General features: G+C 41.2%; 16 protein-coding genes. 9 read left to right on the forward strand and 7 right to left on the reverse strand.

What is annotated here, in order from left to right; translation table 11 throughout:
* The first annotated feature begins 20 nt into the window (after positions 1-20).
* From FO442_RS17495 to FO442_RS17525, 7 genes are all read left to right on the forward strand, one after another.
* Entirely contained in the window at positions 21-1,013 is a 993-nt protein-coding gene (locus tag FO442_RS17495; RefSeq protein ID WP_124744441.1) for a DNA-directed RNA polymerase subunit alpha, read from the forward strand.
* Positions 1,014-1,193: 180 nt separating this feature from the next.
* Complete coding sequence (gene rplQ, locus FO442_RS17500; protein ID WP_144334508.1) at positions 1,194-1,784, forward strand: 50S ribosomal protein L17; 591 nt, start codon at positions 1,194-1,196, stop codon at positions 1,782-1,784.
* 119 nt (positions 1,785-1,903) lie between these two features.
* The gene (carA, locus tag FO442_RS17505; RefSeq protein ID WP_144334509.1) at positions 1,904-3,025 is read left to right on the forward strand and encodes a glutamine-hydrolyzing carbamoyl-phosphate synthase small subunit; all 1,122 of its coding nucleotides are present in this window, start codon (positions 1,904-1,906) and stop codon (positions 3,023-3,025) included.
* Positions 3,026-3,066: 41 nt separating this feature from the next.
* Positions 3,067-4,350 carry a phosphopyruvate hydratase gene (gene eno / locus FO442_RS17510; protein ID WP_144334510.1) on the forward strand — a complete coding sequence of 428 codons (1,284 nt, stop codon included), beginning with the start codon at positions 3,067-3,069 and terminating at the stop codon, positions 4,348-4,350.
* A 273-nt stretch (positions 4,351-4,623) separates the two neighbouring features.
* On the forward strand, positions 4,624-4,986 hold the full coding sequence (locus FO442_RS17515) for a hypothetical protein (protein WP_144334511.1): 363 nt from the start codon (positions 4,624-4,626) through the stop codon (positions 4,984-4,986).
* Between the two features lie 5 nt (positions 4,987-4,991).
* Positions 4,992-7,613 (forward strand): T9SS type B sorting domain-containing protein, encoded by a 2,622-nt coding sequence (locus FO442_RS17520; protein ID WP_144334512.1) that lies wholly within the window; start codon positions 4,992-4,994, stop codon positions 7,611-7,613.
* A 334-nt stretch (positions 7,614-7,947) separates the two neighbouring features.
* Positions 7,948-9,945, forward strand: coding sequence for a urocanate hydratase (locus FO442_RS17525; protein ID WP_144334513.1), 1,998 nt, complete (start codon positions 7,948-7,950; stop codon positions 9,943-9,945).
* 63 nt (positions 9,946-10,008) lie between these two features.
* Here FO442_RS17525 and FO442_RS17530 read toward each other — a convergent pair whose 3' ends face one another.
* Positions 10,009-11,187, reverse strand: a complete 1,179-nt coding sequence (locus FO442_RS17530) for an OmpA family protein (protein ID WP_186280228.1) — start codon at positions 11,185-11,187, stop codon at positions 10,009-10,011.
* 94 nt (positions 11,188-11,281) lie between these two features.
* Positions 11,282-12,685, reverse strand: coding sequence for a DUF4403 family protein (locus FO442_RS17535; RefSeq protein ID WP_186280230.1), 1,404 nt, complete (start codon positions 12,683-12,685; stop codon positions 11,282-11,284).
* Between the two features lie 52 nt (positions 12,686-12,737).
* Between FO442_RS17535 and FO442_RS18780 the strand changes: the two genes are divergently transcribed.
* Both FO442_RS18780 and FO442_RS17540 read left to right on the forward strand, forming a co-directional pair.
* Positions 12,738-12,911: a hypothetical protein gene (locus tag FO442_RS18780; protein ID WP_186280232.1), complete on the forward strand. Its 174-nt coding sequence runs from the start codon at positions 12,738-12,740 to the stop codon at positions 12,909-12,911.
* 98 nt (positions 12,912-13,009) lie between these two features.
* Entirely contained in the window at positions 13,010-13,228 is a 219-nt protein-coding gene (locus tag FO442_RS17540; protein ID WP_144334516.1) for a hypothetical protein, read from the forward strand.
* A gap of 133 nt (positions 13,229-13,361) precedes the next feature.
* Here FO442_RS17540 and FO442_RS17545 read toward each other — a convergent pair whose 3' ends face one another.
* From FO442_RS17545 to FO442_RS17565, 5 genes are all read right to left on the reverse strand, one after another.
* Positions 13,362-15,590, reverse strand: a complete 2,229-nt coding sequence (locus FO442_RS17545) for an NADP-dependent isocitrate dehydrogenase (protein ID WP_144334517.1) — start codon at positions 15,588-15,590, stop codon at positions 13,362-13,364.
* A 233-nt stretch (positions 15,591-15,823) separates the two neighbouring features.
* Complete coding sequence (rdgB, locus tag FO442_RS17550; protein ID WP_144334518.1) at positions 15,824-16,402, reverse strand: RdgB/HAM1 family non-canonical purine NTP pyrophosphatase; 579 nt, start codon at positions 16,400-16,402, stop codon at positions 15,824-15,826.
* A gap of 27 nt (positions 16,403-16,429) precedes the next feature.
* The gene (locus FO442_RS17555) at positions 16,430-17,236 is read right to left on the reverse strand and encodes a helix-turn-helix domain-containing protein (protein ID WP_144334519.1); all 807 of its coding nucleotides are present in this window, start codon (positions 17,234-17,236) and stop codon (positions 16,430-16,432) included.
* Positions 17,236-18,051, reverse strand: a complete 816-nt coding sequence (locus tag FO442_RS17560; RefSeq protein ID WP_144334520.1) for an oxidoreductase — start codon at positions 18,049-18,051, stop codon at positions 17,236-17,238. The genes FO442_RS17555 and FO442_RS17560 overlap by 1 nt, the downstream gene beginning before the upstream one ends.
* Before the next feature lie 137 nt (positions 18,052-18,188).
* Positions 18,189-18,623 carry a VOC family protein gene (locus FO442_RS17565; RefSeq protein WP_144334521.1) on the reverse strand — a complete coding sequence of 145 codons (435 nt, stop codon included), beginning with the start codon at positions 18,621-18,623 and terminating at the stop codon, positions 18,189-18,191.

An 18,623-nucleotide genomic window follows, 5' to 3' on the forward strand; every position in this document is an offset into this window, starting at 1 on the left:
ATTAAAAAGAAGAAAAACACATGGCAATTTTAGATTTTCAAAAACCTGACAAGGTAATTATGATCCAGTCGGACGAGCGTAAAGGACAATTTGAGTTCCGACCGCTTGAGCCAGGATATGGGATCACGGTAGGAAACGCATTACGTCGTATCTTGCTTTCTTCATTGGAAGGTTACGCTATTTCATCCGTGCGTATCGAGGGTGTAGACCACGAATTCGCAACATTGAAAGGTGTAGTTGAAGACGTCACTGAAATCGTTTTGAACTTGAAACAAGTTCGCTTTAAGCAACAAATCGAAGGAACGGATAACGAAACGGTCGTTGTTTCTATTTCCGGACAAGATAAATTAACTGCAGGTGATTTAGGGAAATTCACTTCCGGATTCCAGGTATTGAACCCGGATTTAGTGATCTGTAACATGGAAAGCTCCGTTAAACTGGAGATGGAATTGACAATCATTAAAGGACGTGGTTACCTTCCTGCTGAGGAAAACAAAACAGGGAACTCACCGTTTGGAACGATTTTCATCGATTCCATCTTTACACCGGTTGTGAACGTGAAATACACGATCGAAAACTACCGTGTAGAGCAAAAAACGGATTACGAAAAATTGGTTTTGGAATTGACAACAGACGGTTCTATTCATCCGAAAGATGCGTTGAAAGAAGCTGCAAAAATCTTGATCCACCACTTCATGTTGTTCTCAGATGAGCGTATCACTTTGGATAGTGAAGTAAAATCTGAAACAGAAGAGTTTGATGAGACATCATTGCATATGCGTCAATTGTTGAAAACAAAATTAGTGGACATGGACCTTTCCGTTCGTGCACTAAACTGTTTGAAAGCAGCAGACGTTGAAACATTGGGAGATCTTGTTTCTTACAACAAGAACGACTTATTGAAGTTCCGTAATTTCGGGAAGAAATCCCTTACTGAGTTGGAAGACCTGGTAGATTCCAAAGGATTGAACTTCGGAATGAACGTTGCCAAATACAAATTGGATAAAGACTAGTTATTTGGATATTAGGACATCAGGATTTTAAGATGTTAAGACGAAGCCGTCCTGAAATCTGAAAGTCCTAAAGTCTGAAAGTCCCAAGATATCGCAAATTAAAATTAATAATGTCGTAATAGGTGGCTGAGATGATGCGATAATAAGCTCAGCTAACCGTTACTTACGAAATTCAAAGTTATGAGACACGGAAAAAAACACAACCATCTCGGTAGAAAAACAGCTCATAGACACGCAATGTTGTCTAACATGGCTTGTTCATTGATTGAGCACAAAAAAATCTCTACTACAATCGCTAAAGCAAAAGCTTTGCGAGTGTATGTAGAACCGATTTTAACAAAATCAAAAGACGATTCAACTCACAACCGTCGTACAGCATTTTCTTATTTGAAAAGCAAAGAGGCAGTGACTGAATTGTTCCGTACAATTGCTCCGAAAATTGCTGACCGTCCGGGAGGATACACGCGTATCATCCGCACAGGTTACCGTTTAGGAGATAACGCGGAAATGTGTTTGATCGAGTTGGTTGATTTCAACGAAGTATACACTTCAGGAGAAAAGAAAACAACAACACGTCGTTCACGTCGTGGCGGATCAACAGCTAAGAAAGCGGACGCAGCTCCTGCAGCAGAAGTAGTTGAAGAAGCAGTAGTTGTTGAAGAAACTCCGACAGCAGAAGCTGAAGTGGTTGAGGAAGTAAAAGCAGAAGAAGCAGCACCAGAGGCTCCTGAAGCAGATGCAACTGAAGAAGAAAAGAAAGATGAAGAGTAATCAGATTCGTCTTTAAAAATAAGAAAAAGGGTATCCAGTTATTAACGGATACCCTTTTTTATGCACGATACTTTTGAAGTTGAAATAGAAATCCTAATTTTGCAAAAACATTTTAGTATATGGAAGAACGCAAGCCTGCGCTCCTGGTCCTAGAAGACGGAACAGTATTTTATGGCAAAGCAACCGGAAAGATTGGTACAACAACCGGGGAAATTGCCTTTAACACGGGAATGACCGGTTATCAAGAGGTATTTACTGATCCTTCTTATTACGGGCAAATACTGGTCATGACAACTTCCCATATCGGTAATTATGGTGTAAATCCGGAAGAAGTAGAATCCGAAACGGTAAAAATTGCCGGATTAGTGACCAAAAAATTTGCAGAGAATTTTTCAAGAACTTCTGCCGTATCTAATCTGAATGATTATTTGGTGGATAACGACAAAGTAGGTATCACAGATGTTGATACCCGTTCTTTGGTTCGTCATATCCGTCATAAAGGTGCTATGAATGCCATTATCTCTTCTGAGATTTTGGATGAGAAAGTGCTTCAGAAGCAGGTAAAGGAAGTACCATCCATGGATGGTTTGGAATTGTCTTCAAAAGTCGCAACAAAAACGGCCTACGAAGTCGGCGATCCGAACAGTTCCTTGCGGGTTGCACTCTTGGATTTCGGTGTGAAAAAGAATATTGTACGCTGTTTGGTGGATAGAGGATGTTTGGTGAAAGTGTTTCCGATGAATGCTACGATTGAAGAATTGAAAACATTTAAGCCTGATGGATATCTTTTATCAAACGGTCCCGGAGATCCATCAGCAATGCCGAATGAGATTGCTCTTGTACGAGATTTGGTAGAAATAGGTACACCGATATTCGGAATTTGCCTGGGACACCAGATCTTAGGCCTTAGTCAAGGGTTGAAGACAGAAAAGATGTTCAATGGTCACAGAGGAATCAATCACCCGGTTATGAACCTGATTACCGGAAAAGGAGAAATTACCTCGCAAAACCATGGATTCGTGATTGCAAAAGACAGTGTTGCTTCCAATCCGCGAATTAAAGTAACTCACAAGCACTTGAATGACCAGACAATTGCCGGGATCATGTTGACTGATAAGCCGGTCTTTTCAGTGCAGTACCACCCGGAGGCATCTGCGGGACCGCACGACTCCCGTTATTTATTCGATCAGTTCATAACGAATATGAAACTGGAGAAGCAAGGCGTTGAAAACAAACATTAGTACGGCCCAGATAAAGAACAATTAATTTTCAAATAAAGAGCATGACTTATATCGCACGCATTGTCGGAAGACAAGTTTTAGATTCAAGAGGTAATCCGACTGTAGAGGTGGATGTTTATACAACAAATGGCGCTGTGGGAAGAGCTGCGGTTCCATCCGGGGCTTCCACGGGAGTTCATGAAGCGGTTGAATTACGGGATGGCGATAAATCCGTTTACCTTGGAAAGGGGGTTTTAAAAGCAGTTGAAAATGTAAATTCAATTATTGCAGAAGAGCTGATCGGAATGGACATTTTCGATCAAAAGCTGGTTGACCGTGTTTTGTTGGAATTGGATGGTACACCGAACAAATCGAAATTGGGGGCAAATGCGATCCTGGGGACTTCTTTGGCAGTTGCTAAAGCTGCGGCTCAGGAAGCTGGGTTGAGCCTGTTTAAATACGTTGGCGGTGTTGGTGCGACCACCATGCCGGTCCCGATGATGAATATTTTAAATGGCGGTTCCCATGCAGATAACCTGATCGATATCCAGGAGTTTATGGTGATGCCATTCGGAGCTTCTTCTTTTTCAGAAGGATTGCGCTGGGGAACAGAAATTTTTCACCATTTGAAATCGGTTCTGAAGGACAAAGGAATGTCTACCAATGTGGGAGATGAAGGTGGATTTGCACCGAACCTTGGGTCCAATGAAGAAGCAATCCAGGTAGTGCTGCAGGCAATTGAAAAAGCAGGATTTAAACCCGGGTATGATGTCTATGTTGCTTTAGATGCCGCGTCTTCTGAGTTTTACAATGCGGAAAAAGGGTTGTATTTATTTGAATCAACAGGAGATTCCATGACCTCTTCCCAAATGGTTGACTTTTGGGCGGATTGGTGTAAAAAATACCCGATCGTGTCCATTGAGGACGGATTGGCTGAAGATGATTGGGCTGGTTGGAAAGAAGCTACGGATAAATTGGGAAATAAGGTTCAATTAGTCGGAGATGATTTATTTGTTACCAATACGAAACGTTTATCACAAGGAATTGAACAGGGAATTGCCAATTCCATTTTGGTGAAAGTAAACCAGATCGGTTCATTGAGCGAAACTATCGAAGCGGTTCAAATGGCAACCAGAAACAGCTATACTTCTGTGATGTCGCATAGAAGTGGTGAAACTGAAGATAATACGATTGCTGATCTGGCTGTTGCTTTGAATTGCGGACAAATTAAAACGGGTTCTGCTTCCAGAAGTGACCGTATGGCCAAATACAATCAATTGTTAAGAATTGAAGAAGAATTGGGAGAAACTGCTTACTATCCGGGAAAAAACTTCCGGTTCTTATAAAATAGAATTTTAAGTAAAATAATCGTAAAAGGGAGCTTCGGCTCCCTTTTTTTGGTTGTGTGTTTAATGATTTGATTTGCAGTTAATAATAAAAGTTTCTTACCTTATCACCGGAAATTAAAAATGCTTGAAAAATTAGTTCGTAAAGTGAAAATTACAGTTGGTTTTTTTAGAATGAATTAATTTTTAACAAAATGTTTAAAAGCAGTATGTTTTTATGAATTGAAAGCAACCAAATTGTTTTTAAATCGTTTAGAAATCAAAGTACTAATTATGAAGAATTTATTACTAGGTTTAGTTTTTGCAATGGGAACTTTTTGGGTAAACGCCCAAAATACTGCTTCTCAAACGAATACTCCTACTTTTTTTGCTCAATGTATGGTTAATGTGAGTAATCAAAATGATTTAACAACATTGGAAAACCAATTGCGCACCATACCTTATGTACAGGTAGTTCGCGTTGATGTTCCAACTCACAGATTATTCTTGATTACCAGAGATATCAGTTCGTTTACGGCAACTGAATTTGCGTCTTGGATGGGAACCTATTCTTCATCTTACAGCTGTCTTCAAATTGGTTTACAAGGAGTAGATCCGATTAATCCTTATCCATTTACTAATTGTCCTGAAAACTAATTCCAATGAAAGCACTTTTATATTCTTTAGCATTGTTTTGTTCATTTGGAGTTTGGGCTCAACAATTACCGGTAAACTGCAACCTGGCCGTTTCGGGTTGCTCTTCACCTCAATTTCCAATAGTTGGTACACAGCCATCTTATAATACACCTGATTTTGGTACGGGAACCATTTCTAATCCAAGTTCAAACCCTCAGGGAGTAAACAGCGGATGTTTGTTATCGGGAGAAACAGTTTCAACATTCATTACAATTAATGTGGTTACTTCCGGAACATTGCAATGGTCTTTGATCGGATTGAACGCAAGTGGAACGCCTTCCGGTTCGGGTTGTTTTGACTGGATTATGTGGGAGGATAGCCCAACAAGTTCTACGGATGGTTGTGCGGGAATTAATGGAAATACCTTATCTCCTGTTGCGTGTAACTGGAATGGGATGTGTAACGGAAATACGGGAATGTCTACACCGGCAAATTATCCTCCGGGAGCTTCCAGTACAAGTTACCAGCCGCCATTGACGGTAACAGCAGGACAAACATTCATTTTGTGTTTGTCAAATTATAGTTTCACGAACCAAAACGTGAATTTGAACTTCTTCGGTTCCGCTCAGGTTGTTTGTGGTGTTTCTGCAGCGGATCAAACCATTTGTTTAGGCAACTCAGCTTCCGTAACCATTGCAACTCCAGGATACACCAATCCGACGTTTAATTGGTTGGTAACAACAGGAGTAGCTAATCCTACAGCAGGAACCACAACCGTGAATCCTACTGTTACTACGACTTATTCTGTAGCGGTAACAGACGTTGGTAGTAATCCACTTATTCAGGATACAGCAACCTTTACAATTACAGTAGTGAATCCCCCTGCACCCAATGCGGGGCCGGATCAAACGGTTTGTCTCGGGCAAGTTATTCATCTGACAGGAAGTGTAGGGAGTCCTACGAATACTGCCAATTGGCAAGCTATTGTTCCGCCTGGTATGACACCGCCTGCAACGGCTTCTTTCTCTCCGAACTTTAGTTCCATGAATCCGAATGTGACGGTAAATCAACCGGGAGTTTATAAGTTTGTTTTGAGAGAGACAAGTAGCATTTGCGGGATTATCAGGGATACGGTTGTAGTCACGGTTTCACAATTACAAATTGCTACGACCACAACAGATCCGATTTGTTATGGTTCAAGTGATGGGACCATTACGATTACAAGTGCCGGTGCAAGTGAATACAGTTTCGATAATGGAGTAACCTGGCAAACATCCAATACCCTGGGAGGTTTTGCAGCAGGAACTTACAATGTGTGTGCAAGAAACACATTAGGATGTCAGAAATGTGCAACTGCAACTTTGACTAATCCATCTGCAATAGTAATGACAGTCTCGAACGACACAGTTATTTGTCAAAACGGTACAGCATCAATTTGGGCTTCTGCTACAGGAGGTGCAAGCTATTCCTATCATTGGGATCATAGTCCGGCACTGACGGCAATGACCCAGGTGAGCCCATTGGTAAATACGTATTATCCGGTTCAGGCTGAAAGCAATTTAGGGTGCTGGTCTAACAGAGATTCGATCTATGTGATGATGAATCCGGTCCTTTCTGCTGTAATGTCTGCAGACGCGTTTACTTGTCCGGGATACGAGGATTCATTGACAGTGTATGCTTCGGGTGGAATCGGTGCGCCTTATACCATTACATGGTCTACCGGGCAAACGGATGTCGGAACTCAAAGTACAATGCATGACTCCCCATTGGCAACAACCACTTACAGTGTTACCATTGATGATGTGTGTGAGACAACACCGGTAACGATATCCGGAATTATCAATGCGTATCCGGTTCCTGTGCCGCAAATTACGGTGGATTCATCAACCAAATGTGAACCTGCTGTATTTGTATTGGAGAATGCAACCGATCCGAACATGTCTGCAAGTACTATATGGAGAATCAGTAACGGAGATGAATTTTTGGACGTCGATTCATTAAGCACCTCTTCCACTTGGAATGGAACTTACGATGTACAGTTGATCGTAACTTCTCCTGACGGATGTATCGATTCGACAACTTGGGTGAACTACCTGACAGTTATGCAGACTCCGGTGGCAGATTTCAAATGGAGTCCTGATCCGATTACCATGTTTAATACGCAAGTATTATTTACCCAATATGCGTTATACGCAAACACTTATGAGTGGAGTTTTCCCGGAGCAACGCCGAACTCATCCACATATGAGGATCAAACAGTACTTTATCCGGATGGACAAACAGGAACATATTACGTTACTTTAATTGCTAAATCATACCTGGGTTGCGCAGATACGATCACGAAAGAAGTTGTTATCCTGCCTGAGGTGATTATCTATGCTCCGAATACATTTACTCCTGATGGCGATGAATTCAATCAAACCTGGAGAGTATACATTGAGGGGGTAGATGAATTTGATTTTGACTTGCAGATTTTTAACCGATGGGGTGAAGTTATTTGGGAATCACATGACATCAATGCATCATGGGACGGAACTTATAATGGCGAACCTGTGCCACAGGGGGCCTATACATGGATTATTCGTACAAGGGAATTGATATCCGATAAGAAATATGTCTGGAATGGACTAATAAATTTGATTAAATAACAGATAATTGATCTATTCTATAACGGGCTGTTCATCATACATGGACAGCCCGTTACTGTTTTTATCCAGAACTGATTAATAACCTTCCTGATTTGGGCTTCAAAGGAGTGGTTTTTTACTAAATTTTCCTTCGTTGAACCACACTAACACTTTGTTCTTCGCTTAAAGCAATCTGCCATTGCTTTGCACAGTCTTCATCAGCCACGGCTGATTATTATCAGAAACAATGCTTCTCCTAAATTATTTTCGCACTAACCCGTCAGCTGACGGATCATAATTTAGTCTTCAAAAGCTACGCTTTTTCTTCTTAATTTCGCAGCCTAAGCGATACTTTATGAATTTGAACGAATTTCAAGACGATATCACAACTGGGATCCCGGCTACACTTCCTGCAAAGAAAGCATACGAAACAGCGATTAATCATGCGCCTAAGCGGAAGGAAATCCTTTCACCGGAGGAAAAAATATTGGCATTAAAAAATGCATTGCGTTATTTCCCGAAAGACCAGCATGCAGAACTTGCACAAGAATTTTCCGATGAGTTGGAGAAACATGGACGAATCTACATGTATCGGTTCAGACCGGATTATAAAATGTATGCCCGTCCGATTAATGATTATCCCGGGAAATCTTTACAAGCGAAAGCTATTATGCTGATGATCCAGAATAACCTGGATTATGCAGTTGCTCAGCACCCCCACGAATTGATTACATACGGTGGAAATGGGGCCGTTTTTCAGAACTGGATCCAGTATCGGTTAACAATGAAGTATTTGTCCGAAATGGAGGATGATCAGACTTTGGTGATGTATTCCGGGCACCCGCTCGGACTTTTTCCGTCGCATAAAGATGCTCCAAGAGTTGTCGTAACCAATGGAATGATGATACCGAATTATTCCAAACCGGATGATTGGGAAAAGTTTAACGCATTGGGTGTTACGCAATACGGACAAATGACGGCCGGATCTTATATGTATATCGGGCCACAGGGAATTGTTCATGGAACGACAATTACTGTTTTGAACGGTTTCCGTAAAATTAAAAAGGATCCGAGGGGTTCTCTTTTTGTTACTTCCGGTTTAGGAGGAATGAGCGGTGCGCAGCCGAAAGCAGGAACTATTGCAGGTTGTGTGACAGTCTGTGCAGAGGTGAATCCAAAAATTACACGTATCCGTCATGAACAGGGGTGGGTAAACGAGGTATTTGGTAACCTGGACGAATTGGTAAAGCGCGTTCGCGAGGCACAATCCGGACAAGAGGCGGTATCCATCGCTTACTTGGGGAATGTGGTGGATGTTTGGGAGAAATTTGATAAAGAAAACCTGCATATTGACCTAGGATCTGATCAGACGTCGCTTCATAATCCATGGGCGGGTGGTTATTATCCTGTCGGAATTGATTTCGAGACAGCAAACAAACTAATGGCTTCCGATCCGGAAGAGTTTAGATCGAAAGTTCAGCAGACACTTGTAAGACATGCAGATGCAATCAATGCGCATACTGCGAAAGGAACTTACTTTTTTGATTACGGAAATGCCTTCTTATTGGAAGCATCACGTGCCGGGGCAGATGTGATGGCAGCCAACGGGATTGATTTTAAATACCCTTCCTACGTTCAGGATATTATGGGCCCGATGTGTTTCGATTATGGCTTTGGCCCTTTCCGATGGGTTTGTACTTCCGGAAAACCCGAGGACCTGGAAAAAACAGATGCAATTGCCTGTGCTGTTCTGGAAGAAATGAAACAGCGAAGCCCGGAGGAAATCCAACAGCAAATGGCAGATAATATTCAATGGATCAAAGGTGCCCAGGAAAATAAGTTGGTTGTTGGTTCCCAGGCACGAATCCTTTATGCTGATGCAGAAGGAAGAATGAAGATTGCGGCTGCCTTTAATGAAGCAATTTCAAAAGGAATTATCGGACCTGTAGTGCTTGGACGTGACCATCACGATGTTTCCGGTACAGATTCTCCTTATCGCGAAACATCCAATATTTATGATGGGTCGCGTTTCACGGCAGATATGGCGATTCAGAATGTCATCGGAGATTCTTTCCGCGGAGCAACCTGGGTTTCCATTCACAATGGTGGCGGAGTAGGTTGGGGAGAAGTGATTAATGGCGGTTTCGGAATGCTGCTGGACGGTTCTTCCGACGCAGATCGCAGATTGAAATCGATGCTTCATTGGGATGTCAATAATGGAATTGCGCGCAGAAACTGGGCTCGAAACGAAGGTGCTATTTTCGCCATTAAACGGGCTATGGAGGCAGAGCCGAAATTAAAGGTAACAATTCCTGAACTGGTGGATGAAGAGCTGTTAAAAGGCATTAAATAATTGAAAACGGAGAATTGAAAAGTTTTCTTCTTATTTTTCAATTCTCCATTTTGCATTTTCAATTTACAATACTTTAATCTCTACTCTGCGGTTACTTTGCTCTTCGGACGCGAATTTTGCATTGGGGAAGATCGGCATGGTATTTCCGTAACCGACAGTCGTTAAGCGGTTTTTATCAATCCCATTTTCAATCAGGTAATGATATACCCGCTTTGCACGTGCTTCAGAAAGTTTTTGTGCCTCAAAGGTGTTTTCACCATTAGAGTGTACATGTCCCTGAATCTCCACTTTTATTCCGGCATTGAGTGCCAGAAAATCCTTTAATCGTCTTAATTTAGGTTCGGCGCTTTGCAGAAATTCGGAAGATCCGGGGAAAAATTCGATCTCGTCGATTTGCATGCTTTTTCCTTCTCCCAGCGGTTCGATCCAAACCACAATTTCAGTCTCAGTGTTGGCTGATACCGGTTCTTCCCGGTCAACAAAGAAATAGCCTTCTGCATCGATTTTTAATTGGACTTTTCCTGACCGATCAATGGAGAACCGAAAATCGGAACCCTGATAGGCGGCTGTAATCCCTTTGATTCCCGTGATGGTAATATTGGCAATAACCGGTTTTCCCGTTTCGTAATCGCGTACCAGAATGGATAATCCCGATTCACTTTTGTCAGTTCTCAAATCCAGTAATTTCCCACCCTCAGCAGTTTCCTGCATTTCGCCTGTTATGGGTTCAAAAACAAAATTGACTTCCAAAAATTCTTTTGTTTTAGGAGGTGCAAGAAAACAAATAATAATTTCTTTTCCGGCAACCAAATCGATAGGATACAGGGTGTTTTCCGAAACGACCAGGTTTAGTCCTAATTCATGTGAAGGTTTTGAAATAATTCTTCTGATTTCAGCAGAACCTTTGGAGATTTCTTCGCACGGGTATTTGGTTTCTCCTTCAAAGATCACCATTTGAAGGAGTTGAGTACAGGATGCACTTAAAGTAAATCTGCCATTATAGGATGCTTTAAATGAGCAAAACAAGCTGTTTTTTTCTTCCAGATTGTTCAATGATCCATAAGCCTGGAAATCATTCACTTTCCCTCCTTTTCCTGAAAACTGCATGCGGTAAGCTCCTGTTTTAAGAACCGTTGTGGCCCCGGTGCAGTCAGATATCGCATCTGAACTTTCAAGAATTTGTTGTCCAAATACGCTTGTAAAAAGAATAAAATGAAGAAATATTAGGAGAGTGTATTTCATTGGGTGCAAAGATAGTGTTTTCATCAACTTCGAAAAAAAGCATTTTTCCTATTTCCTGAATGGATTGAATGAGCGTATTAACTGTATTCTTTGGTTATTGTTTAACATTCAATTGCGCTTTCAGACACGTACGGAGGTATAAATGATCAACGGTAGGGAAGATATGAACTACACTGACATCATGTGTTTTTCCTTGTAGTATGAGGTCACCGATTTTTCGTTGGAGGTTCTTGTCGATCGTTTTTTTTAGTTCATTAAACTGTGCAGAGAGATCCAGTTTTGTTGCTTTTTCAAGTTCGGAATAAATCCGGTTTGAAAAAAGCCATTTGGCACTTTTGAGCAAAACACTTTTTGTTTTTAAATCGAATTCAAGTTTACTGAGTTCCAGGATCTTGGTGTGGTTGTCAAAATACGGAATTCCCTGAAGGTATAAAATGCCTCTTTTTGTTCCGCTGAAAGAAATGGCAAGCAACAACCTGTTTTTATCCAATCCACTCACCTTTACAGCTTCAAACTCAAAGTGATTCTTATTGAAATCAATGGTCTTACCCTTTACTTGCTCGGTAAACAATTGAGAAATCGAATCGTAATCTAATTCAAAATCGGTAAACAGATCGAAAGTATCTTTTGGGGCACTCGGAATCGTATTCAATCCGGGAAGTTCACCCAATTCCTTTTTGGCCGGATTTTGATTCAGATAAGTTTTGCAATTCAGCACCAGTGTTGTAAATAATCGATTGTTTGCAAGACGGGGCTTTACCAATGAAAGCGAAACAGGCTCAAAATGAATGTATCCGAGGTATGGGATTTTAACTGACTGATTCATGTTTTTCCACAAATCATCCGCATCTTTCCGGAACGAAATACGCGCCAATTGTTTATCGGTTGCTATGCATTGTTTCTCCAATGTTTTACGTACTTCCCGGATGACTTCTTCTGTTGCATCAAATCTGAAAAGAGTTACTTCACACGGATTCAAAGCTTTTAATTCGTTGATTCCGGTACTGGTGCTCAGACCATAATTCTCATTGATATTCAGTTCCGTTTCAAAACGAATTCTCAAAGACGGTCTTTTTTCATTGATCCCACAGGAAAAAGGGACCAGCGGAGTGAGGCAAACGGGTTTTGCTACCAGTAAATCGGAACATGCAGCACAGTATTCCATTTTGATCCAATAAGAGCCAACCAATTCGGAAAGTAACCGGTTGTTGACTGTTGAAATATTAAATGAGTCCTTTTGGAACCGGTATTCGTATCGAATTCCGCTGCAAGGTTTGTCCGAACCGGCTGTAATATCCGGAACCGATTTGTTTGCATCTTTAAAATATCCGGTCAAATTGATTTCCACTGGGACCACAATGCTGTTTGTAACCGCATTTATTTCAGGAGGAGCAGTTGCCAACCAGGTATTTTCAGGTGCTTCAGGTTGAATAGAACGGCATGAGCCGGTGAGGATTAGAAACGCAAGAGCTCCAATTTTTAACTTTAAAACACGCACACTGACGGAAATTGAATAATTGATTTTCCAAAATTAGTATTAACTTCAATTTATGAAGCCAATTTTTTATTTTGTAATCTGTTTATGTGGACTTCTATCCTGTACGAAGTCAAGAACATGTACCTGCTCGGACGGGCAAAGTTATACTGTAAACACTTCAAAGAAAACAGCCGAAGCTGCGTGTGCAAAATATTCTGTCGGAGGAGTCGACTGTAAAATCAATTGAATCAACTGATTTTTTGGTTTTTGTAGTACCGGGTTAAAAAAAAAAGTTATATTCGCGGTGTTAATTTATTTTTATAACCTTCATCTCAATTAATTTGTATGAAAAAATTTGTATTATTCGTTGCTGCTGCTGCAACTTTAGGATTGACTTCTTGTAAAAAAGACTGGACTTGTTCTTGTACTTACGATGGTGAGACTACAACTTACAACATCGACGGGAAAACTAAGAAAGATGCTGAAGCACAGTGCGAAGGAAAAGCGTCTGTTGGTGGAATCACTGTATCTACAGGTTCTAACTGTACAACATCAAAAAGATAATAATTTTCGGATTATTTCGGGGGCATCAGCCCCCTTTTTTTTGCTCTAAATTTTGACTCTTTATTTGAATTTGTGAGAATAAAAAAGGCCTGACATTGTCAGGCCTTTTTGCATGGTATCGAAAAATGGATTTTTAAATGGAATCGATGATTTGATTAAAAGTTTCACTCGGTCTCATTGCTTTAGCAGTTAATTCAGCATTTGGCTTGTAATAGCCTCCAATATTTACCGGATGTCCCTGAGCACCGATCAGTTCACTATTGATTTTACTTTCATTATTGGTTAGTGCTTCTTTGATCGGTGTGAATTTTGCTTTCAATTCGGCATCGTTATTTTGAGCTGCCAGCGCCTGTGCCCAATAAAGGCTCAAAAAGAAATGGCTTCCGCGATTATCGATCTCACCCACCTTTCGGGCAGGGGATTTATCGTTTTCTAAGAACTTCTCCGTCGCGGAATCCAATGTTTCGGATAATACTTTCGCTTTTGCATTTCCGGTCGTGTTAAATAGGTGTTCAAGAGAAACTGCCAGTGCAAGGAATTCACCAAGCGAATCCCAGCGCAAGTAATCTTCTTCCAGGAATTGCTCAACATGTTTGGGGGCAGAACCTCCGGCTCCCGTTTCAAACAATCCGCCGCCATTCATTAAAGGAACGATTGAAAGCATTTTTGCGGAAGTGCCGACTTCCAGGATAGGGAATAAATCTGTTAAATAATCGCGCAGTACGTTTCCACTAACCGAAATGGTATCCAATCCTTTTACGATACGCTCCAGGGTAAACTGGGTTGCCTGATCGGGAGAAAGAATACGAATATCCAATCCGGATGTATCATGATCTTTTAAGTACAATTCTACTTTTGAAATTAATTCCGCGTCGTGTGCACGATTTTTATCCAACCAGAAAACGGCAGGAGTATTGCTCAAACGCGCTCTCGTAACAGCTAATTTCACCCAGTCACGAACCGGAGCGTCTTTGGTTTGACACATTCTCCAGATGTCACCTTCTTCTACTGTATGCTCTAACAGTACATTCCCGTTCGAATCGACAACACGAACTTTTCCATTTGCCGGGACCTGAAATGTTTTATCATGTGATCCGTATTCTTCGGCAGCCTGTGCCATTAATCCGACATTAGGTACAGACCCCATCGTTGTTGGATCAAACGCTCCGTGTTTTTTACAGAAATCGAGGACTGTTTGATAAACCCCTGCATACGATCTGTCAGGAATAATCATCAGGGTATCTTGTAGTTGTCCGTCTTTGTTCCACATTTTACCCGAAGTTCTGATCGCGGCAGGAACAGAAGCATCAACAATCACATCACTTGGTACATGCAGGTTGGTAATTCCTTTTTCGGAATTTACCATAGCAATTGCCGGATTTTTAGCATAAACAGCGTTGATATCTGCTTCGATCGCAGCTTTCTTGTCGGCAGGAAGTGATTCAATTTTTGCATATAAATCTCCCAAACCATTATTCGGGTTGATTCCTAAACTGGCAAACTCAGCAGCATGTTTTTCGAAAACATCTTTGAAATAAACTGAAACCACATTTCCGAAAATGATGGGGTCAGAAACTTTCATCATGGTTGCTTTCAAATGCACCGACAACAGTAGGTTTTTTGCTTTCGCCTCTTCAATCTCCGTGGCGATATATGAACGAAGTGCTCTTTGGTTCATTACCGAAGCATCGATGATTTCCCCTGCTTTCAGAGATGTTTTTTCCTTCAGTACTTTTGTAGTACCGTCGTTTTGCACCAATTCGATCTTTACATCCGTTGCGCTGGGAAGAACAACGGATTTCTCACTTCCGTAGAAATCACCGCTTGGCATACTTGCCACTTTTGTTTGTGAGTCTGCAGACCACGCTCCCATTGAATGAGGATGTTTTTTAGCGTAATTTTTAACAGCTCTCGGAGCACGGCGATCCGAGTTTCCTTCACGCAGTACCGGATTTACAGCACTTCCTTTGATTTTATCGTATTTCGCTTTGGCATTTTTCTCTTCTTCGGAGCTTGGTGTTTCGGTATAATCCGGAATATTGAAACCTAAAGATTGTAATTCAGCAATTGCATCTTTTAACTGAGGGATAGAAGCCGAAATATTCGGAAGTTTAATAATGTTTGCTTCAGGCGTTGTTGCCAATTTACCCAATTCCGATAATGCATCGGGGACTCGTTGCTCTGCTGTTAAAACTTCAGGGAAAGTAGCCAGGATACGTCCAGCGAGTGAAATATCTCTGGATTCTACATGAATTCCTGCAGTTGCAGCAAATGCTTTAACAATCGGTAGAAAAGAATACGTTGCCAAAGCCGGAGCCTCATCAGTTAAAGTATACAGAATAGTTGAATTTGAATCTGCCATAATTTGATTATTATATTGATTATTACTGGAAAGATTGATTCTTAACAGATGGTGGCAAATTTAATGGTTGAAGATTGGAATATCAATAAATAAGGGGCTTAATTTTGAAGAGTTTACAACAGTGGGAATGAGTTGTTAAACTTTAAAAATTAATCAATTCATTATCAGGTTTTTAGATTGTATTCTGTTCGTATCTTTGGGAACACCCGAATTCCCGAATTCCCGAATTTTCTTTATCCAATCCGCTTCAAATAAACCATCATTTTTTCTAGGGCCCGCGCACGATGACTCATTCCGTTTTTTTCATCAGAACTCATTTCAGCAAACGTTTTATCAGCTCCTTCCGGGGTGAAGATCGGATCATACCCAAAGCCATTGGTTCCACGTTTTTCTTTTCCGATCGAACCTTCGATTTTTCCCTCGAAAACATGCACTTTGTGATTGATGTACAATGCAATCACTGTGGAAAAATGAGCACTTCTGTCGGATTGCCCGTTTAGCTTTTCCAATACCAGGTTCATATTATCATCTGCATTTCGTTGCGGGCCGGCATAACGCGCCGAAAAGACGCCGGGTTCGCCGTTCAGACCAGGAATAATTAAACCGGTGTCATCGGCAAAACATGGAATGTGCATTTTTTCAGCTAAAAATGTCGCTTTTTGAATGGCGTTTCCTTCGATGGTATCAGCCGTTTCCGGGATGTCATCGTAAAAATGGATCTCTTTCAGGGAAATTAATTGGAAACCATGTGGTAAAATCGCTTTGATCTCGGCGATCTTATGCTCATTGGACGAAGCGAAAAGTAGTTTCATGTTTTTTTGAGGTAAGTTACATTTTTTTCAGGAATTCAAAACGGTTGAGGCGTTGTACCCGAAATAATTCTTAAATGCATTCGAAAAATGGGAAAAATTTTCGAACCCTACATGGAGGTAAACATCGGACGGCCTTAGTTTGGTTGTTTGAAGCAGTTTTTTTGCTTCATTCAATCGCTGCTGTTTCAACCATCTTTCCGGAGTTTCGTTGAATATCTTGGAAAAATCACGTTTGAAGGTTGACATGCTTCTGCCGGATAGACGGGCAAATTCGGCCATGGGGATATTGAACAAATAATTTTTCAGCATAAAAGCCTCCAGGTCGATTTTGTAAGGTTCACTGAAATCGAAAAGAAAACAGTAAAAGGTTTGGTCCAGTCGGAGCAGTAACTCAACCGCTTCTTCAGTTTTAAGGGCCGCAATTTTGGAGGTAAAGAAATCGGGCTTGTCAAAATAAGGAAGAAGTGACTGAAAAAAACCGTTTATGAATGATTCATCCGGGATTTCGTAGAGCGAATTACCCATAAAACGTTCCTGCACCGGAATAGTATTCTGTAAAGCGAATTGCTGTAAAAATGCTTCCGTCAGGAAAATGGTGAACGATTTAAAAGGTCGGCCGTCCGGAGCGGGGTGTTTACGGGTTTTCAATAAAGTGTTTTTACGCATGATCCCCATTTTACCCGCTTCAAAGAAACGCGACCCTTCCGGTGTAAAGATTTCCATTGTTCCGGATATTACAATACTTAATGCATGGTGCACGACTAATTGTTCGGTGCCGAAATGCTGTTCATGGACACATGAGAACAACATGTTTTCCTGGAATTGATCTGCCATTACTTGGGGAGTTGACTCAATAATACTTTATCCATAGTTCTGTCTCCAAGCCATTTTCGGAAAAACAAAGCCGGTTTCGCCATGTATCCTCCGACATAACGGGTTTTTGGTCTTTTAGCAGAAATGGCTTTAGAAACCAAACGAGAAATGACTTGTGGTTCCGCATTTTTTGCAATGGTTTTCTCAAAGGCCTGTTTGAATTTATCTGCCATGTCTTTGTAGGCAGTATTCTCAGTTGTTTTGATCAGGTTTTCGTAAGCAATTGTTGCCCATTCCGATTTAACACCTCCGGGTTCAATAACCACTACATCGATTCCAAATGGTGCAACTTCCAGGCGCAGACTATCACTCATTCCCTCTACTGCGAATTTGCTTGCGTGATACCAGGCACCGAAAGGCGTTGCGATTTTCCCTCCTATTGAAGAAATGTTGATAATCTTTCCGCTTTTTTGTTTGCGCATTCCGGGAAGTACCAACTGAGTCATACGGGCCAAACCAAATACATTCACATCCAATTGTCTTTTGGCTTCTTCCATGGAAACGTCTTCGATGGTACCGTAAGAACCATAGCCGGCATTGTTTACCAGTACATCGATCCGTCCTTCTTTTTCCAGGATCGTTTGTACACAAAATTTCATGGATTCATCGTCCGTTACATCCAAAGAAATGGTTTGGACACCTTGTTTGCTCAAATCATTTAATAAGTCCGTTCTTCTTGCCGCCCCGTAAACAATGTGTCCTTCTTTTGCCAAATCCTGAGCAAATACCTTCCCCATACCCGAAGAGGCGCCTGTGATTAAAATTACTTTTTTCATAAAAACAGAATTTTGATACTGCAAAGATCACTCAGATTAAAGCAAGTTATTTTGCTCATAAGCTCAAATTAATTTGCTCAGCGGTTCAATTTAGAAGGTGACAGAAAAAGACAAACAAAGTCTTCAATCTTTTTAGTCTATTTTTGGTTCTCGTTAAAGCTCATCATCCAGTTGATCCCGAACTTGTCTTGCCACATACCGAAGTAATCTCCCCAGAAAGTGGTGTCCATGGGCATTGTTACGTTTCCTCCTGCAGACAGTCCGTTAAACAAGCGATCTGCTTCCTCTTTACTGGAAGCATTGATTGAGATGGAGAAATTGTTTCCTTCTTTGAAGCTGGAAGCCCATTCTCCGCCGGTATCGCTTCCCATCAAACAGGTTTCTTTACTGATCGGTAATGAAACGTGCATGATCTTTTCTGCCAGAGCCGGGTCCATTTTATTGCCCCCTTCCTGTGGCATATCTTTGAATCTCCCGATGTAAGGAAATTCTCCTCCAAAAACCGATTGATAAAACAGAAATGCTTCTTCGCAATTTCCATTAAAGGTTAAATACGCGTTTACTGTTGCCAT

The sequence above is a fragment of the Fluviicola chungangensis genome (genome assembly GCF_007558725.1).
Taxonomy (GTDB): Bacteria; Bacteroidota; Bacteroidia; order Flavobacteriales_D; family Crocinitomicaceae; genus Fluviicola; species Fluviicola chungangensis.

What these genes read in the sequence shown, in the direction of transcription:
- FO442_RS17525 (WP_144334513.1), top strand. Translation starts at nt 7,948, where the DNA reads ATGAATTTGAACGAATTTCAAGACGATATCACAACTGGGATCCCGGCT.
- FO442_RS17495 (WP_124744441.1), top strand. Translation starts at nt 21, where the DNA reads ATGGCAATTTTAGATTTTCAAAAACCTGACAAGGTAATTATGATCCAG.
- FO442_RS18780 (WP_186280232.1), top strand. Translation starts at nt 12,738, where the DNA reads ATGAAGCCAATTTTTTATTTTGTAATCTGTTTATGTGGACTTCTATCC.
- FO442_RS17515 (WP_144334511.1), top strand. Translation starts at nt 4,624, where the DNA reads ATGAAGAATTTATTACTAGGTTTAGTTTTTGCAATGGGAACTTTTTGG.
- FO442_RS17560 (WP_144334520.1), bottom strand. Translation starts at nt 18,051, where the DNA reads ATGAAAAAAGTAATTTTAATCACAGGCGCCTCTTCGGGTATGGGGAAG.
- rplQ (WP_144334508.1), top strand. Translation starts at nt 1,194, where the DNA reads ATGAGACACGGAAAAAAACACAACCATCTCGGTAGAAAAACAGCTCAT.
- eno (WP_144334510.1), top strand. Translation starts at nt 3,067, where the DNA reads ATGACTTATATCGCACGCATTGTCGGAAGACAAGTTTTAGATTCAAGA.
- rdgB (WP_144334518.1), bottom strand. Translation starts at nt 16,402, where the DNA reads ATGAAACTACTTTTCGCTTCGTCCAATGAGCATAAGATCGCCGAGATC.
- FO442_RS17545 (WP_144334517.1), bottom strand. Translation starts at nt 15,590, where the DNA reads ATGGCAGATTCAAATTCAACTATTCTGTATACTTTAACTGATGAGGCT.
- FO442_RS17555 (WP_144334519.1), bottom strand. Translation starts at nt 17,236, where the DNA reads ATGGCAGATCAATTCCAGGAAAACATGTTGTTCTCATGTGTCCATGAA.
- FO442_RS17565 (WP_144334521.1), bottom strand. Translation starts at nt 18,623, where the DNA reads ATGGCAACAGTAAACGCGTATTTAACCTTTAATGGAAATTGCGAAGAA.
- carA (WP_144334509.1), top strand. Translation starts at nt 1,904, where the DNA reads ATGGAAGAACGCAAGCCTGCGCTCCTGGTCCTAGAAGACGGAACAGTA.
- FO442_RS17520 (WP_144334512.1), top strand. Translation starts at nt 4,992, where the DNA reads ATGAAAGCACTTTTATATTCTTTAGCATTGTTTTGTTCATTTGGAGTT.
- FO442_RS17530 (WP_186280228.1), bottom strand. Translation starts at nt 11,187, where the DNA reads ATGAAATACACTCTCCTAATATTTCTTCATTTTATTCTTTTTACAAGC.
- FO442_RS17540 (WP_144334516.1), top strand. Translation starts at nt 13,010, where the DNA reads ATGAAAAAATTTGTATTATTCGTTGCTGCTGCTGCAACTTTAGGATTG.